General features: G+C 70.5%; 17 protein-coding genes and 1 pseudogene. 4 read left to right on the top strand and 14 right to left on the bottom strand.

Annotated features, from left to right (window positions below):
* Positions 1-40 precede the first annotated feature (40 nt).
* Both ACH4FH_RS34545 and ACH4FH_RS34540 read right to left on the bottom strand, forming a co-directional pair.
* Entirely contained in the window at positions 41-745 is a 705-nt protein-coding gene (locus ACH4FH_RS34545; RefSeq protein ID WP_398559906.1) for a hypothetical protein, read from the bottom strand.
* Between the two features lie 213 nt (positions 746-958).
* Positions 959-1,597 (bottom strand): TetR/AcrR family transcriptional regulator, encoded by a 639-nt coding sequence (locus ACH4FH_RS34540; RefSeq protein WP_398559905.1) that lies wholly within the window; start codon positions 1,595-1,597, stop codon positions 959-961.
* Positions 1,598-1,703: 106 nt separating this feature from the next.
* Between ACH4FH_RS34540 and ACH4FH_RS34535 the strand changes: the two genes are divergently transcribed.
* Positions 1,704-2,351, top strand: a complete 648-nt coding sequence (locus ACH4FH_RS34535; protein WP_398559904.1) for a DUF5701 family protein — start codon at positions 1,704-1,706, stop codon at positions 2,349-2,351.
* Positions 2,352-2,491: 140 nt separating this feature from the next.
* Here ACH4FH_RS34535 and ACH4FH_RS34530 read toward each other — a convergent pair whose 3' ends face one another.
* From ACH4FH_RS34530 to ACH4FH_RS34520, 3 genes are all read right to left on the bottom strand, one after another.
* Positions 2,492-5,005 (bottom strand): SpoIIE family protein phosphatase, encoded by a 2,514-nt coding sequence (locus ACH4FH_RS34530; RefSeq protein ID WP_398559903.1) that lies wholly within the window; start codon positions 5,003-5,005, stop codon positions 2,492-2,494.
* Between the two features lie 250 nt (positions 5,006-5,255).
* Positions 5,256-6,479: a beta-ketoacyl-[acyl-carrier-protein] synthase family protein gene (locus ACH4FH_RS34525; RefSeq protein WP_398559902.1), complete on the bottom strand. Its 1,224-nt coding sequence runs from the start codon at positions 6,477-6,479 to the stop codon at positions 5,256-5,258.
* A gap of 242 nt (positions 6,480-6,721) precedes the next feature.
* Complete coding sequence (locus tag ACH4FH_RS34520; RefSeq protein ID WP_398559901.1) at positions 6,722-7,555, bottom strand: NmrA family NAD(P)-binding protein; 834 nt, start codon at positions 7,553-7,555, stop codon at positions 6,722-6,724.
* 381 nt (positions 7,556-7,936) lie between these two features.
* Here ACH4FH_RS34520 and ACH4FH_RS34515 point away from each other — a divergent pair, with 381 nt between their 5' ends.
* Positions 7,937-8,014, top strand: coding sequence for a 50S ribosomal protein bL37 (locus ACH4FH_RS34515; RefSeq protein WP_370443954.1), 78 nt, complete (start codon positions 7,937-7,939; stop codon positions 8,012-8,014).
* Positions 8,015-8,324: 310 nt separating this feature from the next.
* Here ACH4FH_RS34515 and ACH4FH_RS34510 read toward each other — a convergent pair whose 3' ends face one another.
* The 4 genes from ACH4FH_RS34510 to ACH4FH_RS34495 all read right to left on the bottom strand — a co-directional run bounded on the left by ACH4FH_RS34510 (position 8,325) and on the right by ACH4FH_RS34495 (position 13,636).
* Positions 8,325-9,608, bottom strand: coding sequence for a cytochrome P450 (locus ACH4FH_RS34510; RefSeq protein ID WP_398559900.1), 1,284 nt, complete (start codon positions 9,606-9,608; stop codon positions 8,325-8,327).
* A complete protein-coding gene (locus ACH4FH_RS34505) occupies positions 9,605-10,345 on the bottom strand; it encodes a TetR/AcrR family transcriptional regulator (protein ID WP_398559899.1) in 741 nt (246 codons plus the stop codon). Before ACH4FH_RS34505 ends, ACH4FH_RS34510 begins: the two co-directional genes overlap by 4 nt.
* A gap of 208 nt (positions 10,346-10,553) precedes the next feature.
* Positions 10,554-12,023: a UDP-N-acetylmuramoyl-L-alanyl-D-glutamate--2,6-diaminopimelate ligase gene (locus ACH4FH_RS34500; protein WP_398559898.1), complete on the bottom strand. Its 1,470-nt coding sequence runs from the start codon at positions 12,021-12,023 to the stop codon at positions 10,554-10,556.
* A gap of 605 nt (positions 12,024-12,628) precedes the next feature.
* Positions 12,629-13,636 carry an ArsR/SmtB family transcription factor gene (locus ACH4FH_RS34495; protein ID WP_398559897.1) on the bottom strand — a complete coding sequence of 336 codons (1,008 nt, stop codon included), beginning with the start codon at positions 13,634-13,636 and terminating at the stop codon, positions 12,629-12,631.
* Between the two features lie 60 nt (positions 13,637-13,696).
* Between ACH4FH_RS34495 and ACH4FH_RS34490 the strand changes: the two are divergent.
* A pseudogene (locus ACH4FH_RS34490) lies at positions 13,697-14,931 on the top strand (MFS transporter).
* Between the two features lie 424 nt (positions 14,932-15,355).
* Positions 15,356-15,538 carry a hypothetical protein gene (locus tag ACH4FH_RS34485; RefSeq protein ID WP_398559896.1) on the top strand — a complete coding sequence of 61 codons (183 nt, stop codon included), beginning with the start codon at positions 15,356-15,358 and terminating at the stop codon, positions 15,536-15,538.
* A gap of 338 nt (positions 15,539-15,876) precedes the next feature.
* Here the strand turns inward: ACH4FH_RS34485 and proP are convergent, their stop codons facing one another.
* The 5 genes from proP to ACH4FH_RS34460 all read right to left on the bottom strand — a co-directional run bounded on the left by proP (position 15,877) and on the right by ACH4FH_RS34460 (position 22,884).
* The gene (gene proP, locus ACH4FH_RS34480; protein ID WP_398559895.1) at positions 15,877-17,469 is read right to left on the bottom strand and encodes a glycine betaine/L-proline transporter ProP; all 1,593 of its coding nucleotides are present in this window, start codon (positions 17,467-17,469) and stop codon (positions 15,877-15,879) included.
* A 218-nt stretch (positions 17,470-17,687) separates the two neighbouring features.
* Positions 17,688-18,413, bottom strand: a complete 726-nt coding sequence (locus tag ACH4FH_RS34475; protein WP_398559894.1) for a Mut7-C RNAse domain-containing protein — start codon at positions 18,411-18,413, stop codon at positions 17,688-17,690.
* A gap of 211 nt (positions 18,414-18,624) precedes the next feature.
* Positions 18,625-18,921: a hypothetical protein gene (locus ACH4FH_RS34470; RefSeq protein ID WP_398559893.1), complete on the bottom strand. Its 297-nt coding sequence runs from the start codon at positions 18,919-18,921 to the stop codon at positions 18,625-18,627.
* A gap of 56 nt (positions 18,922-18,977) precedes the next feature.
* Positions 18,978-19,841 carry an oxaloacetate decarboxylase gene (locus ACH4FH_RS34465; protein WP_398559892.1) on the bottom strand — a complete coding sequence of 288 codons (864 nt, stop codon included), beginning with the start codon at positions 19,839-19,841 and terminating at the stop codon, positions 18,978-18,980.
* A gap of 352 nt (positions 19,842-20,193) precedes the next feature.
* The gene (locus ACH4FH_RS34460) at positions 20,194-22,884 is read right to left on the bottom strand and encodes a SpoIIE family protein phosphatase (RefSeq protein ID WP_398559891.1); all 2,691 of its coding nucleotides are present in this window, start codon (positions 22,882-22,884) and stop codon (positions 20,194-20,196) included.
* Positions 22,885-23,293: the final 409 nt, after the last annotated feature.

Genomic DNA, 23,293 nt, shown 5'->3' with positions numbered 1-23,293 from the left:
GGCCCCGGCCGCCTCCCGGCCGGGGCCCTCATCGTCCCGCCTACTCCACCCGCTCGATCAGGGCACGGCGGATGAGGAATTTGCCTGGTTCCCGCACCTGCTCGAATGCGGCGTTGTTGAGGAGCGCGCAGCTCCCCGACGCCGAAGTGACGGTCACCGTCGTCGACTTGTTGTTGTCCAGGTTCGTCACCTTCAGTTCGGTCCCCGTGGGGAACTGGTCACTGGAGGCCGCCGGTGCGCCGCCCTCGCCGGAGAGCGTCACCGTCGAACCCTTGCAGACGACGTCGGCGGAGGGCTGCGCCGGGTCCTGCGCTTGGTCGTCCGGCCCGGCGGACGCGTCCGCACCGCCTTGACCGGGCGGCCCGGCCGACGCCGAAGGTTCCGCCGATGCGGGCGGCTCCGCCGATGCGGAGGGTTCCGCCGATGCGGGTGGTGTGCCGTTGGTCGGCGGTGCGGCGGCCTCGTCACCTTCTCCTCCCGAACAACCCGCTGCCTTCTGCTGCTCACCGATCTGCGCGATCACCGCCTTGCGGTTGGCGATACGGGCAGCCGACTGGGCATCCGGATCGGCCTGCTGGGCGGCGACGAACTGCTCGTTGCGGCTCAGCGCCGCAGCCAGTCCTTCGCAGGCCGCCGACGCGTGGCTGGTGCCCGTCATCGTGATGGCGACACCGCCGACCAGCGCGGCGGCACTGACTCCCACGATGATCTTCTGGGTCCGACCAACTCTTCTCTTCCGGGACATCCACCACTCCTGTCCTCGATCGTGAACCCCCAGGGGCCCGGGGTCGGTCGAGGGGCAATACGGCGACGCCTGGTGTCACGTTCACGGGCGTTTCATAGTTGTCCGCAGATGCCAAATCTTCGCGCCGCACGGGGTGTTGTGGCTATCTCGGACGCACCCCCGCGGCGGCGGCATCCGCTCCGGCACTACGGGCAACCGTGGGTCGCGCCGCCCTCATTTCGCGGCATAGTCGGCGAGCGGGCCGCCGGCCAGCAACGCGAAGACACGGTGGGCGGCCCCGGTCACCGTCTCCGCGATCCGCTCGTCGCTCCGGCCGTCCAGGGTCAGCTCCAGTATCTGCTGGAACAGGATCCGGTGGGCGCCGCCCAGTTGGGCGGCGGCCGCCCGGGGCGTGATGTCGTCGGGAGCTGCGCCGGTCTCGGCGGCGAGGAGCGCGGCGAGCGCGGCCTCCCGCTGATCGTGCATGTCGCGCAGGCGGGCGAGCAACGTGGGGCTGTCCGCGATCATCCGGGCGAACTCCTCTCCGGAGAACCCGATCACCGGATCGCGCCGCTCCACCCCGGCGAGAAACTCGCGAAGCAACGCCTCGAGCGCGGACTCACCTTCGGCGCGGCGTGAGACAGCGGTGGCGAGGCCGGAGATGAACTCCTCCTGGCGGTCGAAGGCCAAGTCCTCCTTGCGGGCGTAGTAGTTGGTGACCGTCTTCTTGGCGACGCGGGAGGCGGCCGCGATGTCGGCGATCGTCGTGGACTCGAAGCCCTTCTCGATGAACAGCCTGGTCGCGCAGTCGGAGATGAGCTGCCTGGTCTCTTGCTTCTTGGATTCGCGAAGCCCGGTCGGTTCGATACCCATGGGGCAACCTTACACCCGACGTAAGTTTACCCTTGACGCGGAATGCGCATTCGATGTAAATTTACGTCGATAGTAAGTTTGACCTCGCCGCCACGGAAGGGTCCCCATGACTGCATTCGACGCCCGCGAGGAGTTCGACCGCCAGGTCAACACCCTGGTCGCCGGCGGGTATCCGGGCCTTGCCGGGATGACGGAGACCGCGTTCCGCACACTCGTCGAGCCGCTGCGCGAGCCGGTGCTCGCCCGGGCGGCGACGCCGGGCTCGCCGAGCGAGGGCCGGGCGCCGTTCCTCTTGGTGGTCACCAGGGTGCTCGTCCCCCTGGAGGAAGCGGTGCCGCTGACCACGCTCGCGGGCAAGCGCGGCCCCGGCGTCATCGAGCGCTTCTACGCCCCGGGCGAGCTGGAACGCTTCGTCTCGCTCAAGGAACTGGCGCTCCCCGAGGGTGAGGTGTACGTCGCCTTCGATGTCGAGCGGGGCGAGGAATTCTGCGGTGTCGTCCCGGCGGATGCCCTGGCGACCCTCGCGGAGCGGAAGCGCACCCCACTCACCATCGAGGAGGGCATTGCCTTCCTCACTCAATTCCCGCACGCACTGGCCAAGAACAAGTGTTTCTCGCTCGGCGGCACCCGCCTCGGGGACCGCCGGGTCCCGGCCCTGTGGATCAGCAAGGGTGCCCCGAAGCTTGGTTGGTGCTGGGAGGGCAATCCGCACACCTGGCTGGGCATGGCCTCGGCGGGCGACCGAAGCCACTGAGGTGGGCCGGTAGCCCTGCCATGGTCCGGAACCCGCCATGGTCCGGAAGTCCGGCCAGGGGGCCGAAGTCCTGTCATGGCGAAGGACATTGCTCCTGCTGGCTCCTGCCCCCCCCCCCCCCCGCACGCGGCCGGGTGGCATCACGTGTCAGGGTCGCTGAGGGGAGCCGGCTCGCCGAAGCGTTCCATCAGGTCGTCCAGGTTTTCCGTCCCCTCGACGTCCGCCACGGCCTGAAGCGGCAGCTCAGCAGAAATGATCTTGCCATCGGCGGTGTAACGCGTACCCCACCGTTGGGCGAACTGGGCGATGAGGAACAGTCCGCGGCCTCCCTCGTCGGTAGCCAGTGCATGACGCAGGTGCGGCGCGGTGCTGCTGTGGTCCGACACCTCACAGATCAGGTCGCGCGCCCGGATGATCCGGAGACTGATCGGGGTGGACGCGTGCCGGATGGCGTTGGTGACCAGCTCACTGACGATCAGTTCCACGGAGTAGCTGAGCTCTTCAAGACCCCACTCGGCGAGCTTCCCGGCGGCCTTCCGCCGTGCCTCGGACACCGCGGAGGGGTCCGCGGGGATGTCCCATGTCGCCACCTGCGCCTGCGGCAGGGCCCGGGTGCGAGCCACCAGCAGGGCCACGTCGTCGATCGGGCGGGCACCCGGCAAGCCGCTGACGACCGCCTGGCACACGTCGTCCAACGCGGCCTGCGGAGCCGCCAGGGCGGTGCGCAGCCGGGTGATGCCTCCGTCGACATCGAGTGCTTTCCCCAGCAAGAGCCCGTTCGTGTAGAGCGCGAGCAGGCTGCCTTCGGGCAGGGCGAGTTCCGTGGATTCGAAGGGGATGCCGCCCAACCCGAGCGGCGGGCCCGCGGGGAGGTCCAGGACCCGGGAAGCGCCCGCCGGGCTGACCACCACCGGCGGTGGATGGCCGGCACGCGCCAAGGTGCAGCAGCAGCGGACCGGGTCGTACACCGCATAGAGGCAGGTTGCGCCGATCACGCTGTCGTCGGCGTGCGTGTCGCTGGCCACCCGGTTGACCATGTCGTCCAGATGCGCGAGCACCTCTTCCGGAGACAGATCCATGCCCGCCAACGCCTGCACCGCGGCCCGCAGCCGGCCCATGGTGGCCGCGGCGTGCAGCCCGTGGCCGACCACGTCGCCGACGACGAGGGCGACCCGGGCGCCGGAAAGCGGAATCACGTCGAACCAGTCGCCCCCGACACCGCTGCGCGAATCGGCGGGAAGATAGCGGTAGGCGGCGTCCACCGCGACCTGCTCCGGCAGTTCGCGCGGCAGCAGGCTGCGCTGGAGGGTCAGAGCGGCGGCGTGCTCGCGCGTATACCTGCGGGCGTTGTCGATGGAGACGGCGGCGCGGGTGACGAACTCCTCGGCGAGGACGAGGTCGTCGGCCTGAAACGGCCCCAGGGCCTGCCACCGGGCGAACGCCGCCGCGCCCAGGAAGATCCCCCGCGCCTGCAGCGGCACCACCATCAGGGAATGGAAGCCGAGTCCGCGCAGATGCGCGGACCGCTCGGGGTCTTCCTCCGCCCAGTCGCCCTCGGAGAGATCGAGGTGCGAGTCCAGTGAGGCATTGCCGTCGGTGAGGCCGAGGACGACAGGGGACGACGGGGAATAACCGGCCAACTCCCCGACGGCGACCACCGCTTCCGGGCAGCCCTCGCGGACGGACTTCTGCCCCGCGCGGCGCAGGGTGAGCAGATCGCCGGCGTCGACCGGGCCGGGAGCCTGCTCGGCGCCGCCGAGCACCGAGCCGAAGAGGTCGACCGTCACGAAGTCGGCGAGATCCGGCACTGCCACATCCGCGAGTTCCTGTGCGGTCTGCAGGACGTCAAGGGACCTGCCGATGCGCTCACCGGCACGGTTCAGCAGGGCCAGCCGCTGCCGCGCGCGATAGCTCTCCGTGACGTCGAGGGTCATGTAGCAGATTCCGAGAGGGTGACCGGACGCGTCTTCCAGGCGGAAGAAATAGGTGGAGTACGCGTGCTCGCGATCAGGATCGGACTGGGGGCGGCCTAGATACTCGAAGCCGGCGGACGGCGCCCCCGTGTCGAGCACACGGTGCATCTCCGCCTCGATGGACTCCACTGCGAGCCCGGGCTGTACCTCGCCCAGACGCTTCCCCAGCCGCTCCTCACGGGGAGTGCCGCCCATCCGCTCCAAGGTGTCGTTCATCCACACGTACCGCAGCTCGGTGTTCAGCATGCCCACGCCCACGGGCGACAGGCCGAACATCCCGTCCAGCAGCGACTGATTGACCCCTGACCAGGGTGTTTGCGAGATTTCTGCGGCCATGACGAGGCGACCGGAACGCGCATCTGAGTCCAGGACCGGCAGGATCCGAAGCTCCAGGTCGAGGCGGTGCCCGTCCTGGCGACGCACCGCCTCCAGTCCGCTCCAGCCACCGGCCTCCGCGAGCCGGGCGGTCCACCTCCCGTCCTGCCCCGGCCGGGACTCGGTCGCGGGGAAGAGTTCCTCCACCGACCGGCCGAGGGCCTGCGACGCCTGGTGGCCGAGGAGGCTCTCGGCGCCCCGAGTCCAGCCCCGCACCACCCCGTCGGGATCGACCATCATCACAGCGGTCCGGGTGAGATCGAAGAACCCGTCTCCGGAGAGGCGGCTGTCTTGCGAGGTGCCCATACGACCCATCCAATTTGCCGGCACCACAGACGCCGGCGAGCCCACTGCCGTGCCCGCCTACCACGCGTCACCAGCCAGTACCACGGTACTCTCCGGCCGCGGAGCGGGCCCTGCACGTGGGGGTGGGCAAAGGGGCCGGGAACGCGGCCGAGGCGCCGCGGCCCCGCCGCAGGCCGGTGAGCCACTGCGGCGGAGCCGAGCCCGGCCGCCCGAGGGCCCCGATGCCCGGGCAGGCGGGGGTCACACCAGGTCAGGAACCTGGTGTGAACACCAGTGAGGCGTTGTGGCCACCAAAGCCGAAGGAGTTGGCCAGGGCCGCCGTCAGGGCGCCCTCCCTGGGCCGGCCGGCGACGACGTCCAGCTTCACGTCCGGGTCCAGGGCGTCGAGATTCTGCGTCGCGGGGACGACCCCGTCGCGTACCGCGAGGATCGCTGCGAGTGCGCCGAGCGCTCCGGCCGCGCCGAAGAGATGTCCGGTCATCGACTTGGTGGCGGTGACGGCCGGATGGAGACCGATGGCCTCGGCGATCGACCGGGTTTCGACGAGGTCTCCCTTGGGGGTGGACGTCGCATGCGCGTGGACGTGTTCGATCGCGAGCGGGGAGAGTCCGGCGGATGCCAGGGCACGGCGTATCGCCCGTACTTGGCCGTCGGCGTGGGCGGCGGTGATGTGGTGGGCGTCGGAGGTGACACCGGCTCCGGCGAGTCTCGCGTGTACGCGGGCGGTTCGGGCCGCGGCGAATCCGGCGCGCTCCAGGATGACCACGGCGGCCCCCTCGCCGATGACGAAGCCGTCACGGTCGACGTCGAAGGGGCGCGATGCCCGCTGGGGCGCGTCATTGCGCGTCGAGTGCGCCTTGGCCTGTGCGAACCCGGCCAGCGGCAGCGGGTGGATGCAGGCTTCGGCGCCACCGGCGACGACCACGTCGGCCCGGCCGAGGCGGATCAGGTCCAGGCCCATGGCGATGGCCTCGGCCCCGGACGCGCAGGCACTGACGGGGGTGTGGGCACCCCCACGGGCCCCCAGTTCGATGCTGACCCAGGCGGCGGGGCCGTTCGCCATCAGCATCGGGACGGTGTGCGGTGACACCCGCCGCACACCGGAGGCTTCGAGCACGTCGTCCTGGCCGAGCATGGTGAGGGCACCCCCGGTGCCGGTACCGATCACCACGGCAAGCCGGTCCGGGTCGACGTCGGGCGTGTCCGCGTCGGCCCACGCCTCTCGGGCGGCCACCAGCGCGACCTGCTCGCAGCGGTCCATACGGCGGGCCTGCACCCGGTCCAGGACCTCGGTGGGTTCGACCTTGAGCCGGCCCGCGATACGCACCGGCAGATCGGCCGCCCACTCCTCCTCGATCGCGCTGATCCCCGACTGACCGGCCAGCATCGCCGACCAGGTCGAGGCGACATCGCCGCCGAGTGGTGTGGTGGCTCCGAGACCGGTGATCACCACGTCCTCTTTTTCCGCACTCACTGAAGCAACCCCCTTGTAGTAGTGAGACAACTCCCCCGCGCGGTCTGGATGCGGGGAAGATCGACTTGATACTCACTCTGCCAGGGAAATAGCAGCTGTTGAGGTGCCGTGATCGACGGAGTCGACGTCGCTGGGTTTGTGGGGTTCGGCCATGTCGCGCTCGTCGAGAGCCTGTGATCATCCGTCGGCCGGAGCGGGGGCGGAGGCGCCCGCCGAGAGGTTCCGCCTCTGCCCCCGCTCTCTCAGCGGAAGTCGTCCGCGTGGTCCTGCGCCCATGAGCGGAAGGTGCGGGCGGGCCGCCCCAGCAACCGCTGCACGGTGTCGGTCACGCGCTCCGGCGAGTCCACGAACGCCCGCCACGCCTCCAGCCGAGCCTCCACGAACGCCGGGTTCCCCCAGGCCGCCACCAGCTGCCGGCGCGCTGTCTCCACCGGCAGATCCTCCCAGCGCACCTCGCGCCCGACCGCCTCGCCGATGATCCTGACCTGCTCGGCATGGGTGATCGATTCGGGCCCCGTGATCACGTACCTGGCTCCGTAGTGCCCCTCGGTGGTGAGCGCGTGTACGGCGACATCCGCGATGTCGCGCTCATGGATCAGCGACCTGGCGGCCTGCCCGTACGGCCACCGCACGACGCCCTGCCTGATCTGGTCGACCCACCCGAGGGTGTTCGTGGCGAAGTCGATGGCCCGCACGAACGTCCAGCTCGCGCCCGACTTCCTGATCAGCCGCTCGATGTCCTGGTGAAAGATCGTGGCCGGCTCATCGTCGTCGAGGTCCGTGACGTCGGCCGACAGGTAGACCACGTGCCGGGCGCGCTTGGCGATCACCTCGACCACACGGGGGTCCACGGGAAGCCCCGGCCACATCAGGTACACGCTGTCCACCCCGTCCAGCGCGGACTCCAGCGTCTGCGGGGACGAGAGATCACCTCGCGCGACCTCCACCCCCGTGGGCAGCGCAGCCCTGCCCGGTTCGCGCACCAGCGCGCGTACGTCCCGCCCCGCCCCCACCAGTGAGGAGACGACGAGACTGCCTACGGTTCCGGTCGCGCCGGTCACCAAGATCTTGGTCATGGCCCGACCGTAGAACCTCAATTCAGGTTGAGGTCAAGGAGTCGTTCCGACGGCATGGGCACCACACCTCACATTCGCCAACAGCCATGAATTAAGGGTGACTTATGAGGGTCCCGTCGCTGCGGCCGTTACGATCCAAGGGATCCCTCCCCCGCGGCTCAGACGGGGCGCACTGCATCTCTCCGCCCTCATCGAAGGGCGTCGGCCGTACCTGACGTGCCCCAAGGGCGCTCACCTCTCACATGTGGGCGCGCGGATCGTGACGTGCTTCACGGGAATGCCGTCCCAAGGTCCGGGTAGCCGGTCCCGAGATCGCCTGGTGGCAGACCTCTATGAAATGGTAGAAATCCGGGGAAACCCATCGCGAAGAAAGGAGACGACATGTCGTCGAAGCGACGTCGTAAGAAGAAGGCACGTCGTAAGAACGGAGCCAACCACGGTAGCCGGCCTCAGTCCTGACCGAGGCGGGCTCTGCCCGGCTTCTGCCCAAAGGCTCCCCGTGCACTGCGCGCACCGCGCGCACTGTTGCGGGGAGCCTTTCGGGTTGCGCAGGGACGTCAGGCCGGACGCGAGGGACGGCGAGAGAACGAGGAAACGGGGGAAGCGGGGGAAGAGAGGGAACCGGGGGGTGCGGGGACAGAGGCAATACCCTTGGCCGCACAGCCCGTTCTCCTCGCCTGCTACGGCCCGGCGATGGACTCCATGTCGGCAGTCCGGCCACCGGACGGCCGCCTCCCCTCCCTCCCCCGGCCGACTACTGGCGGCGCGCCTACAGGCGCACCGGCAGTGCGGTATACCGCCAGCTGCCGGGCAAGGGCACCCGCTCCAGGCGGTCCGCCGGGACTCCCAGAGACAAATCGGGGAAGCGCGTGAGCAAAGCGCCGAAGGCGACTTCGCCCTCCTGCCGGGCGAGGGTGGCGCCCAGGCAGTAGTGCATTCCGTGACCGAAGCCGACGTGGTTCTCGGCGTGGCCCGCGGGATGCCGGGTCAGATCGAGGCGTTCGGGTTCGTTGTAGTGGCGGGGGTCGAAGTTTGCGGCAACCAGCACGAGTTGAACGGCGTCGCCCTTTCGGATGAGCGTGCCGGCCAGCTCCACATCCTCGGCAGCGAAGCGCAGCTGGGTCAGGTGCACCGGTCCGCACCAGCGCATCAGCTCATGGACGGCACGTGGGAGCAGGGCCGGGTCGCCTTGCAGGAGCCGCCGCTGGTCGGGGTGGGTGAGCAGCGCGGCCGTGCCGTTGCCGATGAGGTGGGCGGTGGTCTCGTGGCCGGCCAGGACCAGGGTGAGGACCATGGTGACCATCTCGACGTCGCTGAGCCGGCTGCCGTCGTCGTCGTGCGTGCGGATGAGGTCGCTGAGCAGATCGTCGGTGAGCGCCCCGCGTCGGATGCGGATCAGTTCGTGGATGTGCTCGACCAGAGCCGGGAAGGACTTGCCGAGCCGGTCCGGTTGCATCGAGACGAGGTCGGCGCCCCATGCCCGCCACTGCGGGCGGTCCGCCTCCGGGATGCCGACCAGCTCGCAGATGACCGTGATCGGGAGCGGGTAGGCGAAGTGCTCGATGAGGTCGACGACGCCGTTCTCTGCGTGGTCGGGGAGCCGGGCCAGCAGATCGTCGGTGATCTGCTCCACACGCGGTCGCAGATCGGTGATCTTGCGGGCCGTGAAGGCACGGGACACCAGGCGGCGGAGGCGGGTGTGGTCGGGGGCGTCGTTGTTGAGGATGGATCCGCGAAAGTACTCGGCGAGGTGCTCGGGCAGGCCCAGCGTCTCCATGAGCCGGCTCAGCGGGTCCTCGACGGAATCACCCCGTGCGGTCGCCCCGTTGTTCACGAAGCGCTGGTCTCGTAAGACGTCGCGGACGTCGTCGAAGCGGGTGACGAACCACACCGGTGAGTCGTCGAAGAAGCGTCCGCGGACGACCGGTCCCTGCTCGCGCAGGGTGCCGTAGCCGCTGAAGGGGTCGGCGAGGAGAGCCGGTTCCATCACGTTCGGCTCGCCGGGGTGCTTGCCGACATGTTCGGTGAACGGGTTGGTGGGTGCTGCGGTCATCGTTCGTTCCCTCCTGGTTGAGAGTCAGTGACGCAGCGCCGCCGTATTTCCCAGGTGCTGAGCTGTTCCAGATGCTCGTAGAGCGCGATGATCCCGGGCGCGGCCGCGGTGGCGAGCGCGGTGGCGGAGGCGGCGGAGCTCGCTGGGGTCTCCAGCGCGGTGCGGATGGTGTGCGCGAGGATGTCGGTCCGTATGTCCGCGGGGCCCGGGGCACGGTCGGCGATCAGTACCTCGCTCATGAAGAAGCCGGTGAGCATCGCCAGCAGCGCGTACTGCTGGTGGGCCGGCTCGGTGTCGTCGCGCAGCAGGCCGTGCGCCTGCAGGATTTCGAGGTGGCGGCGCAGCGTCCGGTGGCCTTGTGTCACCAGCTCTGTCAGCTCGGTGGCGGCGCTGTCGTTGAGCCGGCCGAGGATGTCGGAGTCGTCGGTGTGCACGGCGCGCAGCACCGGGTCGCTGAGGAAGTCGCGGTAGTACCCGCGCGATGTCCGGCTCGGCAGGATCTCCAGCGGGTCGGCGCGCATCCGCTCCAGCTGCCGTCGCAGACTGCGCGTCTTGCTGCTGAGCACGACGGCCAGGAGCAGTGAGTCCTTGGTCTTCCAGTGCAGGTAGACCGTGCCTTTGCCGACCTTGGCGCGGCGTGCTATCTCATCGATGGTCACGCGCCGGTAGCCCCAGGCGAGCAGCAACTCGCCCGCCGCTGCCAGGATGCGCTCACCGCGCTCCGTCTGGTCCGACACCTGCTCCCCCGTTTCCGTGACCAGTTATGAGATCTGGTCACGGAGTCAACGCTAGGCCGGGTGGGCCCTCCGGATAAGAGGCTTTTTCGGCCAATGGCCTTGTGCCGTATGGCTTTCGGGCTCGGAGGGCGGTGTGCGTGCCGAGGCGGTGTGTGCCCGAGCGGTGTGCCTGCCTAGCTGTGGACGCACCATGGCGTCCACCAGCGGGTCATGCGCAGAGTTCGCGGACCACGGCCATGTCGGTGAAGGGAATCAGCTGGTCACCGACGATCTGGTGGGGCTCGCTGCCCTTCCCTGCGACCAGCACGACGTCGTCGGGCCGCGCGGCGGACAGGGCGTAGGCGATCGCCGAGCGGCGGTCGGCCTCCCGGTGGAAGGGCGTACCGGTGGCCACGAGACCGGGAACGATCTGATCGAGGATGGCTTCCGGGTCCTCGCCGCGCGGGTTGTCCGAGGTGAGGACACACAGATCGGAGCGCTCCCCCGCGATCTTGCCCATGATGGCGCGTTTGGTGGTGTCCCGGTCGCCGCCGCAGCCGAAGACGGTGATCACCCGGCCGGTGGCGAAGCCGCCGATCGTGGCGAGGACCTTCTCCAGGGAGTCAGGGGAGTGCGCGTAGTCGACGATCACGCAGGCACCTTGCGCGGTGCGGTAGCGCTCGAACCGGCCGGGGGTGGGCGGCATCCGGTCCAGGGCCGCGACGAGCCCTTGGAGGTCGTGCCCGAGCAGATGGCAGGCCGCCAGGGTGGCCAGGGCGTTCGCGACGGAGAACTGGCCCGGGACGGGGATCGCCGCGGGATACTTGCGCCCGTCGTGGTGGAGCGTGAAACGGCTGCCCGCGGCGTCCACGACGAGGTCGGTCGCCCGGTAGTCGGCGGGTGCGTCCAGGCCGTAGGTGGTCACCGCTCCGGGCATCCGGGCCAGGATCTCGGCACTGACCGGGTCGTCGGCGTTGACCACCGCGCGGTCGCAGCGCCCTTCGAAGAGGCTGAGTTTCGCGTTCTTGTAGTTCTCCATGGTGCCGTGATCGTCGAGGTGATCCTGGGTCAGGTTGGTGAAGACACCGATGTCGACGGAGACGTGATCCAGCCGCCGCTGCAGCAGGCCCATGGACGTGGCCTCCAGCACCACACTTCCCGTCCGCCGGTCGCGCATATGGCCGAGCAGATACTGGAGATCCGGCGCCTCCGGAGTGCTCAGCACCGAGCGCGGCATCGGGATCCTGTCTCCGCCGATCCGGCTTCCGGAGGTGCCGATGACCCCTACCTTCGCGCCTTCGGCGATGCGCAGAGCCGACTCGACCATGTACGAGACGGAGGTCTTGCCGTTGGTTCCGGTGATCGCCACCACGTCCATGGCGTCGCTGGGATCGCCGAAGTAGCGGGAGGCGACGCCGGCGGCCGCGGCGCGGACGTCAGCCACCAGCACCAGGCAGACGGCGTCCGGCAGCTCCTCGGGCAGCGGGGTGTCGTCCTGCGCCAGCACCGCCACCGCGCCGCGCGCCACGGCCTCGGCGATTCCTCCGGGCCCGCCCTCCTCGTGCCGTGGTACCGCGATGTAGAGCGCCCCGGGCTTCACCTGGGGGATGTCGAAGGTCATTCCGGCGGTGATCTGCGTTTCCGCGTCCCCCTGGACCACGTGGTGGACGTACGCGTCGAGCAGGGCACTGAGCTTCACAACTGTCTCCTCGCAGGCGGTCGGCTACGCCTGTGGGCCCGGCCGGAGACAGGGAAGACAGCGAAGCGAAGACCGCGTTGATGACCATGAACCGGCGGTGCCGGGGATCGTGCTGACCGGCCGGTGCTCACCGTTTCGGCGCTGTGCGGTGCACATGCGGCGCGGGGAGCCGGCGCACCGGCTGCGTGACGTGTGACGACGAGCAGGCCCCGCAGGGGGGAGATCTGCGTGCGGCCGGACGGCCGGATCGGCCGAGGATCGCTACCTGTCACCGCGCAATCGGCTGCGGCACGCGGCCGGATCCGGGTCGGACCCGATTCGCCGGCCCGGCGTGTCCGGGCGGCAGAACTTTCCGCTCCGGCCGCGGAGGGTGGTGAACAGGTGGCCGGGCGGAGCAGGGACCTGCCCGACACCGCCTCAGTCTACGGCCGGTGCGCAAGGGGGCAGGTCCGGGGCACGCGCGGGCCGGAGGCGGCCGAATGCGTCAACGCCTCCGGGCACAGGGCATCGACGTATCAGGTCCCCGGGCCCCGCGTCGGCGTACTCGATGTGCTCAGCCTTGGGGCCGCGGACGTCGCCGTGCTGCGTGGTGCGTCGTGGTGCCCTTATCCGCCCTGCTGGGGCTGCTGGGCATGTACCAGTGCTTCGCCCGTGTCCGTCCGGTAATAGAGCACGGAACGCCCGGCGCGTCGGCGCCGTACCAGACAGGCATCGAGCAGGACTTTGAGGTGCCGGCCGACCGAGCCCAGCCCCTGCCCGGTCAGCGCCACCAGCTGGGTGGTGCTCTTGGGAGTGTCGAGGAGGACGAGGACGCCGGCCCGCGCCGGGCCGAGCAAGGTCCCCAGGCCACCCGGCACCGGCGTGCGGTCCGCCTCTGCCAGCGCGCCGGAGCAGGGATACACCACGGCGTACCGGTGCGGGGTGGGCGTGCTTCCGCAAGCCGGGGGTGCGTCCCAGGAGACCCACCCCGGACGCGGTGTGACCGGGACGAACATCAGCCGCGCCGTGGAGAGCGTCAGCGGCGGGTAGTCGCAGGCGTTGATCCGCAGCCGGCTCTCCCCCAGCCAGCGCATCTCGGGCCGCATGTCGCCCAGGGCCGCGGCCCAGCCGCCCTGGCTCAACTGCCCCGTTCGCGCCACGACATCGGCCTCGATGACGCGCCGCCGCCGTGTCCAGTAGGGCAGGACCGCCTCCGTCCAGACCCACGCCAACAGGTCGGCGGCACGCCGCGGCAGATCGGACCTTCGCAGCAGCGCGGGGAGCGGGCCGTTCAGCGCCACCGTCAGATCTGTGCGGGCAACGGCGGGCGCCGTCCCGCGGATGCGCGCCAACTCCTCCTCGAACGCCTGCTCCCCCTCGCCCGGCGGCGTCGGGGTGAGGAACGTCGCGTTCCAACTGCGGCCCAACCCGACCCGTATGAGCAGCGCGGTGACCGGGTCGGCGGCCAGCCGGCGTCGGTAGGCGGGCAGATGGGCGTCGAGCCATGCCCGCTCACCCGGGTGGGCGGCCGTGCCCCGCTCCAGGGTCTTCAGGCTCGCGGTCACCTCGGCCAGCGGGGAGACGACGAACCGGCTGCCCGCGAGGGTGTCCGCGCTGACCAGCCACCACCCCATGGTTTCGCCTCCCCGCGAAACAGTAACGCCCCCTCGGCGGGGGCTTCGAGACTCCCACCCATGCGCTATCAAGAGCTCTTCCGCACACCGGAGTTCACACCGCTCTTCCTGTGCACCGCATTGCAGGTGGCGGGTCAGACGGTCAGCGGCCTGGCGCTGAGCGTGCTGATGTACGGCGCCACGGGCTCGCCTCTGCTGTCCGCCCTCGCGATGTTCGGCCCCTCGCTCGCCCAGGTGATCGGCGCGACGACCTTGCTGTCGGCGGCCGACCGGTTGCCACCACGCGCCGCGCTGACCGGCATGGCACTGCTCCTGGGCCTCGGCAGCGTCGCCCAGGCCCTGCCCGGACTCCCGGTGATGGCGGCCTTCGCCCTTCTGCTTGCGCTCGGGGTGCCGGCTTCGCCGGTCGGCGGTGTGCGCTACGGGCTGCTCAACGAGCTTCTCTCCCCCGAGGGTTATCTGCTCGGCCGCTCCGTGCTCAACATGTCCGTCGGCGCCCTGCAGACCTGTGGCTTCGCGGCCGGTGGCGCGCTGATGGCGGCCCTGTCACCGCGCGGGACGCTGCTGGTCGGGGCCGCCCTGTACGTCGCGGCCGCTGCCGTCGCGCGATTCGGCCTCGCCGGACGCGCGCCCCGCGCGACCGGACGCCCCTCGGTCACCCGCACCTGGCGGAGCAACGCCGTCCTGTGGTCCTCCAGACCCCGCCGCTACGTCCTGCTGGCTCTGTGGGTGCCCAATGGGCTGGTCGTCGGCTGTGAGTCCCTCTACGTCCCCTACGCACCCCGGAACTCCGGGCTCCTCTTCGCGTGCGGCGCGCTCGGCATGCTGGCCGGCGACACCCTGGCCGGCCGCTTCCTGCCGCACCGCCTGCGCGAGCGGCTCGGCGTCCCGCTGTGTGTATTGCTCGCCGCCCCATACCTGCTGTTCGCCCTGCGCCCCTCGCTCCCGGTGGCGATGGCGGCCGTCGCACTCGCCACCATCGGATACGCCGCGAGCCTGCTGCTCCAGGAGCGCCTGGTGCTCCTGACGCCGGTCGAGCTGAGCGGGCTGCCCTGGGGCTGCACACCTCCGGCATGCTCACCTTCCAGGGCCTCGGCGCCGCCTTCGCCGGTGGCCTCGCCGAGCACACATCTGCTTCGACGGCGATCGCCGGAACAGCAGCCGTGTCCTTGGTGGTCACGCTGGCCCTCGCACCGGGGCTGCGCCTCCGGCCGGAGCCACCCCGGCCGGATGACGTCCTTGGCCCTACGCCCACGGCCCCTGCCCGCCCCGCCCGGGACGACACTGCGCGCTAGCCCACACAGCCAGAGGCGCTCGCCCCTCCCCAGCGCCTCACCCACGCCGCGGTCCACCCGTCGCGACGCACCCGAGGAGCGGCAACCTCTCGCCTTTCCGAACCGGGTTTCGGGACCGTCCCGCGGGGCGCGACGCGCGCCGGAACGCCGCTGTGACAGCCCCGCGCCGCCGACCCGAGCGAAAGCCGACCCCGGCCCTTCGAGCGGGATCCGGTCTTGTTGCGTGGCGGGACGTGATCTCCGGCGTACTCTTTCACCAGCAGTTGTGTTCCGCACCGTTGCCTGACACCCGGCAACCGGCATCGCGGGGCCCAGCGCCATCCGCCGGCACCGCAGACGTCATCCCTCTTCCGAGGATGCCGGCCGCGATACGGCACACCCTCACATCCCGCGCCGCCCTGCGGCCGTAACCTCTGGAGAGCCGATGACCCTGTCCGTGCCCCGCCCGGCCAAGCCCGACTACACGGCGGTGTTCATCGAGCCCGCCTACCCCGAGGGCGATCCGTACGAGGACATCGACCAGGAAGACGAGGAGATCCCGCTCGCCGCCGTCAGCAACCGCAGCCAGCGGGGCGTCACCGCGCCCGGCCGCCCGCGCCGTGGATGACGTGACGCAGTCGACCGCGGTCGACGGGCCGGCCTGCCGGTGAAGACCAGCCGGCCCGGTACCCGCACTCCGAGGGCGTGTTGACCCAGGCCACCACGCCCTACGGATCCGGTCCTCGATCATTCGGCAGCGCCTGGGCCACGCCATGTCGGCCTCTGTGCCACTGGACGGCTGGGCGGATGCCATCGAACGGCGCGCGGCGCGGCGTGTTCACTCCGACCGCAGCCCAGCGTGGCCAATATGCCCGGTTCCCCGGCAACACCACCGCTTCCGGCACTCTCCCTCCTCCCCCGCGGGTCACTGCCGTGGGGTCATCAGCGCTGGTCACTGCCGCCGGGTCACTGCCACGACCACGGGTGCCGTAGCCGGATCCAGACGTCCCTGGCGTGCCGGCCGGCCTCGGCCCGGCTGTCCGCGACCAGAGCCTGGGCCTCCTCCTCGTTCTCGACCATGGGTCCGGAGCCGCGCAGCGGCTTGGCTGCGGTCTCGTGGAGGAAGAACGCGGCGATGAGTCCGATGACGCCTGCGGCCATCAGGTAGTAGGCGGGGACCATCTCGCTCCCGGTGGCCTCGACGAGGGCTGAGGCGATGAGGGGCGTGGTGCCGCCGAAGAGGGAGACCGAGATGTTGAAGGAGATCGACAGGGCGCCGTAGCGCAGCCGGGTCGGGAAGAGGGCGGGCAGCGTGGACGCCGAGGTCCCCGCGAAGCAGACGAGCAGAAGCCCCAGGATGAGGCATCCGAAGGCGGGCAGCAGAATGCCGCCGTTCCGGATGAGGAGGACCGCGGGCACGGCGAGGATGATCATGGCGATGCTGCCCGCCATGAAGACGGGTCGGCGGCCCCACCGGTCGGAGGTGCGGCCCACCGTGGTGATGGTGAGCACCACGACAATCATGGTGCCGAGCACCAGCAGTTGGGCGGTGAGAGCGTCCTCGCCGAGGGTCTCGGTCATGAACGTCGGCAGGTAGGAAGTCACCATGTAGTTGGTGACGTTGTAGAGCAGCACCAGCCCCATGCAGATCAGCACGGCTTCCCAGTGGCGGGTGAAGATCTCCTTGAGCCGCCCCTTGCCGGACTGGCGTGCCACGTCGACGGGGTCCTCGCCCCCTTCGGCCCGTGCTTGCTCCGCGGCCTGATGGGCCTGCTCCGCCTCGCGTTGGAAGGCGGGGGTCTCCTCCAGGCGCAGCCGCATGTAGAGGCCGATCAGCCCAAGCGGGCCGGCCACCAGGAAGGGGATGCGCCAGCCCCAGTTCACCATGTCCCCGTCGCCGAGCACGGCCGTGAGCACGGTGACCAGGCCGGAGCCGAGGGAATAGCCGACGAAGGTGCCGAAGTCGAGCCAGCTGCCGAGGAATCCGCGTCGCCGGTCCGGTGCGTATTCGGCGATATAGGTGGTGGCCCCGGCGTATTCACCGCCGGTGGAGAATCCCTGTACCAGACGGCAGACGAGCAGAAGAATCGGCGCGGCGAAGCCGATGGTGTCATAACTCGGCAGGAATCCGACGGCGAATGTACTGACCGCCATCATGATCATGGTTGCGGCGAGTACGCGTTTCCGTCCGATGCGGTCGCCGAGCGGCCCGAATACGAGACCGCCGAGCGGCCGGACGAGGAATGCGGCGGCGAAGGTGGCGAAGGTGGAGACGACCTGGGCACCGGGTGAGCTGGACGGGAAGAACACCTTGCCCAGGGTTCCGGCGAGATACGCGTACACGCCGAAGTCGAACCATTCCATGGTGTTGCCCAGGGCGGCCGCCGATACCGCCCGACGCACTTCCGGTTTATTAGTGACCGTCACATCCCCGACGCTCAGCGGCTGTTCGCGGCGGCGCAGCAGAATGCGGAGCAGGCGGTCATTGGCGGCGGTGCGGCCACCTACCGGTTTCCGGCCCCGCCGGGGGTTCGACGGATTTTGGCGTCCAGCGCTCATTCCATCCCGTCCACAGGGCGAAATAGGGTGCCTCATTATTTACCCGCAGGTGTCCGTTATCGGTCGCCAACCGATCGGAACCGCGTGTCGTTGCCGACCGGGCCGCGGGTGGACGGCGAGCCGGATGAGCGACCGTGGCCGGCACCGGTTGCCGCCACGGCGGGACACACGGGCGGAGAAGCAGAGCCTGGAGGTCAGCTCCTGCCGCCGAGCCGCCGTCACGAGGCGCTGTCGCGCAGCGCCTCCTCGACGATCGCCTCCAGGTGAGCGTGGTGCGCGCCTCGCCAGTAGACCCGCCCGCACGACGTGCACTGCGCGAAGACGTCGTAGCTGCGCTCCGTGCCGTGCCGGAGCTGCTCCTGGACCGAGTCCTTGTCGGCGTCCGCCAGCCGGCCGTTGCAAGCGGTGCAGCGGGTCCACGGGGCGAGCTCAGGCGCGAACCGGCCCAGTACGTCACGCAGTTGGTCGTCGGGCCGGTCGCTGTAGACATACGCGCCGGCCCAGAGCTCCCGCCTTCGCAGCAACCCCCGGTCCCGGGAGAGCATGACCCGCCGCTCCTTCGCCGACCGAGTGGCCAGGGCCGCGTCACCGGGGTCCTCGTTGGTGTACGCCGCGTCGACGCCGAGCAGCCGCAGCCTGCGCGCCAGGGTGCCGAGATGAACATCGAGCAGGAAGCGCAGCGGGGCGCCATGGATGCGCTGCGGGCGCTCGACGGCCCGCACCTCGACGCTCTCCCCCGCCCGGGGGATGTGGGAGACGGGGACCTCGCGGCCGTCCACGACCAGGCTGCCGACCTCGGTGAGCGGGACCCCGAGCGACTCGACGACATGGCCGAGTGTGGACACCCCGTCGGTCACCACGGGCGTGCGGTCGGCGCTGCGCCCCGCCGAAAGGAAGAGACTCAGCTCAGCAGCGAAGCTGACGGGGATTTCGGGTCCGTTCACGCCCGCCAGCATGCCATCGCGCCGCCTCGGCCGACGGGATTCCGGGGCTCGGCGAGCGCCGGTGCCGGGCGCTCGTGTCATCGCCGCGGCCGTGCGCCGCCACCACCTCGGCCCCACGCGCCAACACCGGGCAACGGTGGCCGACTTGGAGGTAGCGGCCGGCCGTGGACGCGGCGGGGCGGAAGTTGGATCGCCACCCCGCCGCGCGGGATCACCGAGTGGAATCCGATGGGGCCCCGGCCGCGCCCTGAAGAGCTTCGGTGTGGCCCTGGGGGGCACCGGTCCGGCTCACCAGGGCACCGGTGAGGTCCGTCGCGGCACCGTCGAGGTCGCTGCCCGCGATGCCGCTGCCGAGCTGGAGATTATTGGTACGGTCCACCTCCAGCCAGGAGTCCGCGTGCGAGTTGTCGATGAGCACGACGGACCGGTCGGCGGCCTCGGCCGCGGTCGAGCCGGCACCCAGGAGGTCCGAGACGATCGCCGCCGCGACCACTGTCGCACCGCCCACGAGGTACCCCAGGCGTCGCGGCCCGCCGCGGCCGCGAGGGGAGCCCGCCCCGCGCCTCATGCCGGGACGGCCGCTCGCCCGGGGTGCGGCCGGTTGATGTTCCGGGCCAGCAGCTCGGTGGCCTCGCGGACCCCGACCTCGCCGCTGTCGCCGGTGGCCGGCAGCCGCCCGTCGGCGAACTTCAGCTCGGCCATCGCCGTCTCCATCGCGCGGTGCGCGGCGAACAGGCAGGGCGTGCTGTAGATCGCCACATCGATTCCCAGCTCCGCCAGTTCGGTGAGCGAGAGCCGCGGGGACTTGCCCCCGGCGATCTGGTTGAACAGCAGCGGCTTGTCCCCGACGACCTGACGGATACGGCGGATCCAGTCGACGCTGCGCACCCCGTCGACCAGCACCACATCGGCGTCGGTCTCGGCCAGCGCCGCGGCCCGGCGCAGGATGTCGGCCTCCTCGGTGGCGTCCGTACGGGCCACGACCAGCAGGTCGGTGCGGGTGGCGAGGACGAGGTTCAGCTTTTCCAGATAGTCCTCCAGCGGCAGCACCAGCTTGCCATCCGCATGTCCGCATCTTCGTGGTCGCTTCTGGTCCTCCAGGATCACCCCCGAGGCCCCGATCCGCTCCAGTCGCCGCACGACGTGGCAGGCGACCTCGGGGTCGACATAGCCGTCGTCGATGTCGACCAGCAGGTGGTGGTGCGGGAACGCGCCGCGCAGGCGCTCCACGAAGGCCACCATGTCGGGCCAGGCGATGAACCCGATGTCCGGAAGTCCGTAGTGCGACGCGGCGAAGCCGAAGCCGGACACGAAGAAGCCGTTGTAGTGCTCGGCGGCGATCGAGGCCGAGTACATGTCGTAGACGCCGATCAGGGGCGTCGTACCGCGGGCCATGACCTCGTCACGCAGTGCTTGTCCGTAACGCAATGTGCTGCCTCCTCGGAGAACCGGCGGGGACGGCGTCCGTCCGGCGTCAGGAGGCACTCCGAGGGAGGCCCACGTCCGGCGCCGCGACGCCCCTCCGCATGAAGAACGGGTCAGGGGCATATTTATCCGGCATGCGTCACAGGTGCGCTTTAACACGCCATGACTTTTCCTTTACTTCACTCATGCGTTGGCATGGCATGTTGTTGGTGTTCCGTCAGGTGTGCCCGGATCGGCTCGCGGTGGGCATCGACGGGGTCCCCACGACCCCGCCGGCAGGCCACTGCGACGGCCGATGGGCGTCAGGCGAGCTGCTCGCGCGTGTCAGGTCCGAGCGGCGCGGCCGGCGGCCTCGTCACGCATCCGCGATGTCGGCCGGCGGCGGCTGTTCCGTCCAGATGACCTTGCCACCGGCGGTGTAGCGGGTCCCCCACCGTTCGGCGAGCTGGGCGATGAGGAAGAGGCCGCGGCCTCCCTCGTCCGTCGTGGCCGCCTGCCGCAGGTGCGGCGAGGTGCTGCTGCGGTCGGAGACCTCACAGATCAGGGAGCGGTCGCGGATCAGCCGTACGCAGATGGGGCCGGAGGCGTAGCGGATGGCGTTGGTGACCAGCTCGCTGAGGATCAGCTCGGCCGTGAAGGCTTCCTCGGACATGTCCCACTCGGCCAGCTTGCGCACCGCGGCGGCACGCACCTCGGCGACGGCCGAGGGGTCGGGCGGCACGTCCCAGTCGGCCACATGAGCGCTGTCCAGGACGTGGGTGCGGGCGACGAGCAGCGCGATGTCGTCGCTCGGGCGATCGGGCAGCAGCACGCGCAGCGCCGCCTCGCAGGTCTCCTCCGGCGTCAGCTCGGGATGGCCGGTCAGCGTGTGCTGGAGGAGCGTGAGGCCCTCGTCGATGTCCCGGTCCCGGTCCTCGACGAGCCCGTCCGTGTAGAGCACCAGACGGCTGCCCTCCGGCAGCTCCAGTTCAGCCGTCTCGAAGGGCAGGCCACCGAGCCCGAGCGGCGGACCGCCCGGCACCTCGATGTACTCGGCGCTGCCGTCCGGCCGCAGGACAAGGGGCTGGACGTGGCCGGCGCGCGCCATGGTGCAGTGCCCGGACGTCGGATCGTAGATCGCGTACAGACAGGTGGCCCCGGTGACCGCGCCTTCCCCGTCGTCGACGGCCTCGTCCTGGTCGATCCTGGTGACCAGTTCGTCGAGGTGCCAGAGCAGCTCGTCGGGCGGCAGGTCGAGGTTGGCGAAGTTGTGCACCGCCGTACGCAGCCGCCCCATGGTGGCGGCGGCGTGCAGTCCGTGGCCGACGACATCGCCCACCACGAGCGCCACCCGGGCGCCAGGCAGCGGAATGATGTCGAACCAGTCCCCACCGACGCCTCCGAACCCACCGAGGCCCGCCTGCGCGGGCAGATACCGGTACGCCGCCTCGACGGCGCTCTGCTCCGGCAGACCTCGGGGCAGCAGGCTGCGCTGCAGCGTCACCGCCATGTTGTGCTCGCGTGTGTAGCGGCGGGCGTTGTCGACACTCACCGCGGCGCGGGCGACCATCTCCTCGGCGAGGGAGAGGTCCTCCTCCTCGAACTGCTCGGGTTTCTCCGCGCGCCAGAAGAGGGCGACGCCCAGAATGACGCCGCGGGCCCGCAGCGGAACGGCGATCATCGAGTGGATGCCGCGCTCGACGACCCTCCGGGCGCGCTCGGGGTCCTGCTGCTGCCAGCCGGAGAAGGCCGCCAGGTCTGCTTGCAGCACCGGCTCGCCGCTGATGAGTCCCTCGCCCAGCGGTGTGGAGAGGTCGAAGGTGATGTGCTTGCCGAGCGGGTAGAGCGGGTTGCCCTCCCGGTCGCCGCTGACCGCGATGCGCCGCATCTCGGCGACCGAGGCGGCGGACGTCGGCTCCTCGCCGCGCAGTACGGCCTCGGACAGGTCGACGGTGACGATATCGGCGAACCGGGCGGCGCCGAACCCCGCCAGCTCCTCGCAGGTGCGCACCACGTCGAGGGTGGTGCCGATCTCGGTGCCGGCGTCGTAGAGCAGCTTCAGCCGGCCACGCGCCACATCGGCCCGGCCGGTGAGCGCCTGGAGCTCGGTGGTGTCCCGCAGGGTGGTGACGCTGCCCGCCGGCCCGCCGTGCTGGTCCGTCGTCCGCTGGTTGACGGCGAGCAGCCGGTCCCCGACCGGGTGCACCTCGTCGGTCACGATCCGCCCGGAGGCCAGCAGACGACCGGTGGCCGGGTCCAGCCCCAGTTCGGACACCTGGCGTCCTTCCACGTCCGCCGGCAGGTCGAGCAACCGGCGCGCCTCGTCGTTGGCGAGGAGCAGACGACCGTCACCCGCGACGATGATCACGCCCTCGCGCACCGCGTGCAGCACCGCGTCGTGATGCTCGTACATCCGCGTCATCTCGGCGGGGCCCAGACCGTGGGTCTGCCGGCGCAGTCGTCTGCTGACCAGTGCCGTACTGCCGGTGGTGAGCAGCAGCACGCCCGCGGCGGAACCGAAGAGCAGCGGGAACTGATCGTCGACGACGCCGCTCACGCGGTCGATGGTGATGCCGGCGGACACCAGGCCGATGACGCTGCCGTCGCGGCCCTTGACGGGGACCACGGCCTGGACGAGCGGTCCGATGGTGCCGGTGATCTTCTCGGTGACGATGTCGCCGGCCAGCGCGGGCCCCAGATTGCCGACGAATTTCTTGCCGATCCGGTTGGGGATCGGGTGGGTGTAGCGGATCCCGTCGGTGTTCAGCACGACGATGAAGTCGACCTCGGAGAGCTTCCTGGCGGCTTCGGTCCGCGGTTGCAGGACCGCGGTCGGGTCGGGGCTCCGGAGTGCCGCTTCGATGCCGGGCGCGTTGGCGAAGGTCTCGGCGACGGCGACCGACCTGTTGGTGGCCTCGCGCTCTCCGTCCGTCCTCGACTGCAGAACGAGCGCCGTGATGGCGGCGGCGACGAGCAACACCACGATCGCCACCTGCAGGAGAAAGACCTGACCTGCGACAGTTCGCATTCTCAGAACCGAACGCGGGCGGCCGTAGCGTCCGGCCATGTCCTCTTTCTACACCTCCCGCATACGGTGGGCGACCCGCACGATGCGGAGCGCAGCAGCCGTTCGTCGACCCTGCCGGACCCGGTTCGCGCGCCCGGCAGGTCGGCCGCGGGACCGGTCCTCGCGGGCCCCCGTGCCCTCGGCCGGCGAGCGAGGGCGTCGCCCTCGCCCCGTCGAGATCGTGACGGCCGCGCTCACGGTGGGTCCGCAAGGATGGTCCGATGTTCCCCCAGTCCGGCCTCGTGCACCAGAGGACCGACAAACCCGCGGGTAGGTTTGTGCCCTCGGCGCACCCCGGACCACCCCCTGGCCGGCTCGCACCCCCGGCCCTCCTATGTAACTCTTGCCACAGGTTTGATCTGCGAAAAATGCCCGTCGGGCGGTCGCACGGCGCGGGCTGCAGCAGGAA

The organism is Streptomyces sp. NPDC017993, assembly GCF_044328065.1.
In the GTDB taxonomy this organism is placed as follows: Bacteria; Actinomycetota; Actinomycetes; order Streptomycetales; family Streptomycetaceae; genus Streptomyces.
This window is presented reverse-complemented; position numbering and strand designations above follow the sequence as displayed.

Bases quoted from the DNA above. Each gene is read 5' to 3' on its own strand.
- ACH4FH_RS34545 (WP_398559906.1), bottom strand. From the start codon at position 745: ATGTCCCGGAAGAGAAGAGTTGGTCGGACCCAGAAGATCATCGTGGGA.
- ACH4FH_RS34540 (WP_398559905.1), bottom strand. From the start codon at position 1,597: ATGGGTATCGAACCGACCGGGCTTCGCGAATCCAAGAAGCAAGAGACC.
- ACH4FH_RS34535 (WP_398559904.1), top strand. From the start codon at position 1,704: ATGACTGCATTCGACGCCCGCGAGGAGTTCGACCGCCAGGTCAACACC.
- ACH4FH_RS34530 (WP_398559903.1), bottom strand. From the start codon at position 5,005: ATGGGCACCTCGCAAGACAGCCGCCTCTCCGGAGACGGGTTCTTCGAT.
- ACH4FH_RS34520 (WP_398559901.1), bottom strand. From the start codon at position 7,555: ATGACCAAGATCTTGGTGACCGGCGCGACCGGAACCGTAGGCAGTCTC.
- ACH4FH_RS34515 (WP_370443954.1), top strand. From the start codon at position 7,937: ATGTCGTCGAAGCGACGTCGTAAGAAGAAGGCACGTCGTAAGAACGGA.
- ACH4FH_RS34510 (WP_398559900.1), bottom strand. From the start codon at position 9,608: ATGACCGCAGCACCCACCAACCCGTTCACCGAACATGTCGGCAAGCAC.
- ACH4FH_RS34495 (WP_398559897.1), bottom strand. From the start codon at position 13,636: ATGGGGTGGTGGCTGGTCAGCGCGGACACCCTCGCGGGCAGCCGGTTC.
- ACH4FH_RS34485 (WP_398559896.1), top strand. From the start codon at position 15,356: ATGACCCTGTCCGTGCCCCGCCCGGCCAAGCCCGACTACACGGCGGTG.
- proP (WP_398559895.1), bottom strand. From the start codon at position 17,469: ATGAGCGCTGGACGCCAAAATCCGTCGAACCCCCGGCGGGGCCGGAAA.
- ACH4FH_RS34460 (WP_398559891.1), bottom strand. From the start codon at position 22,884: ATGGCCGGACGCTACGGCCGCCCGCGTTCGGTTCTGAGAATGCGAACT.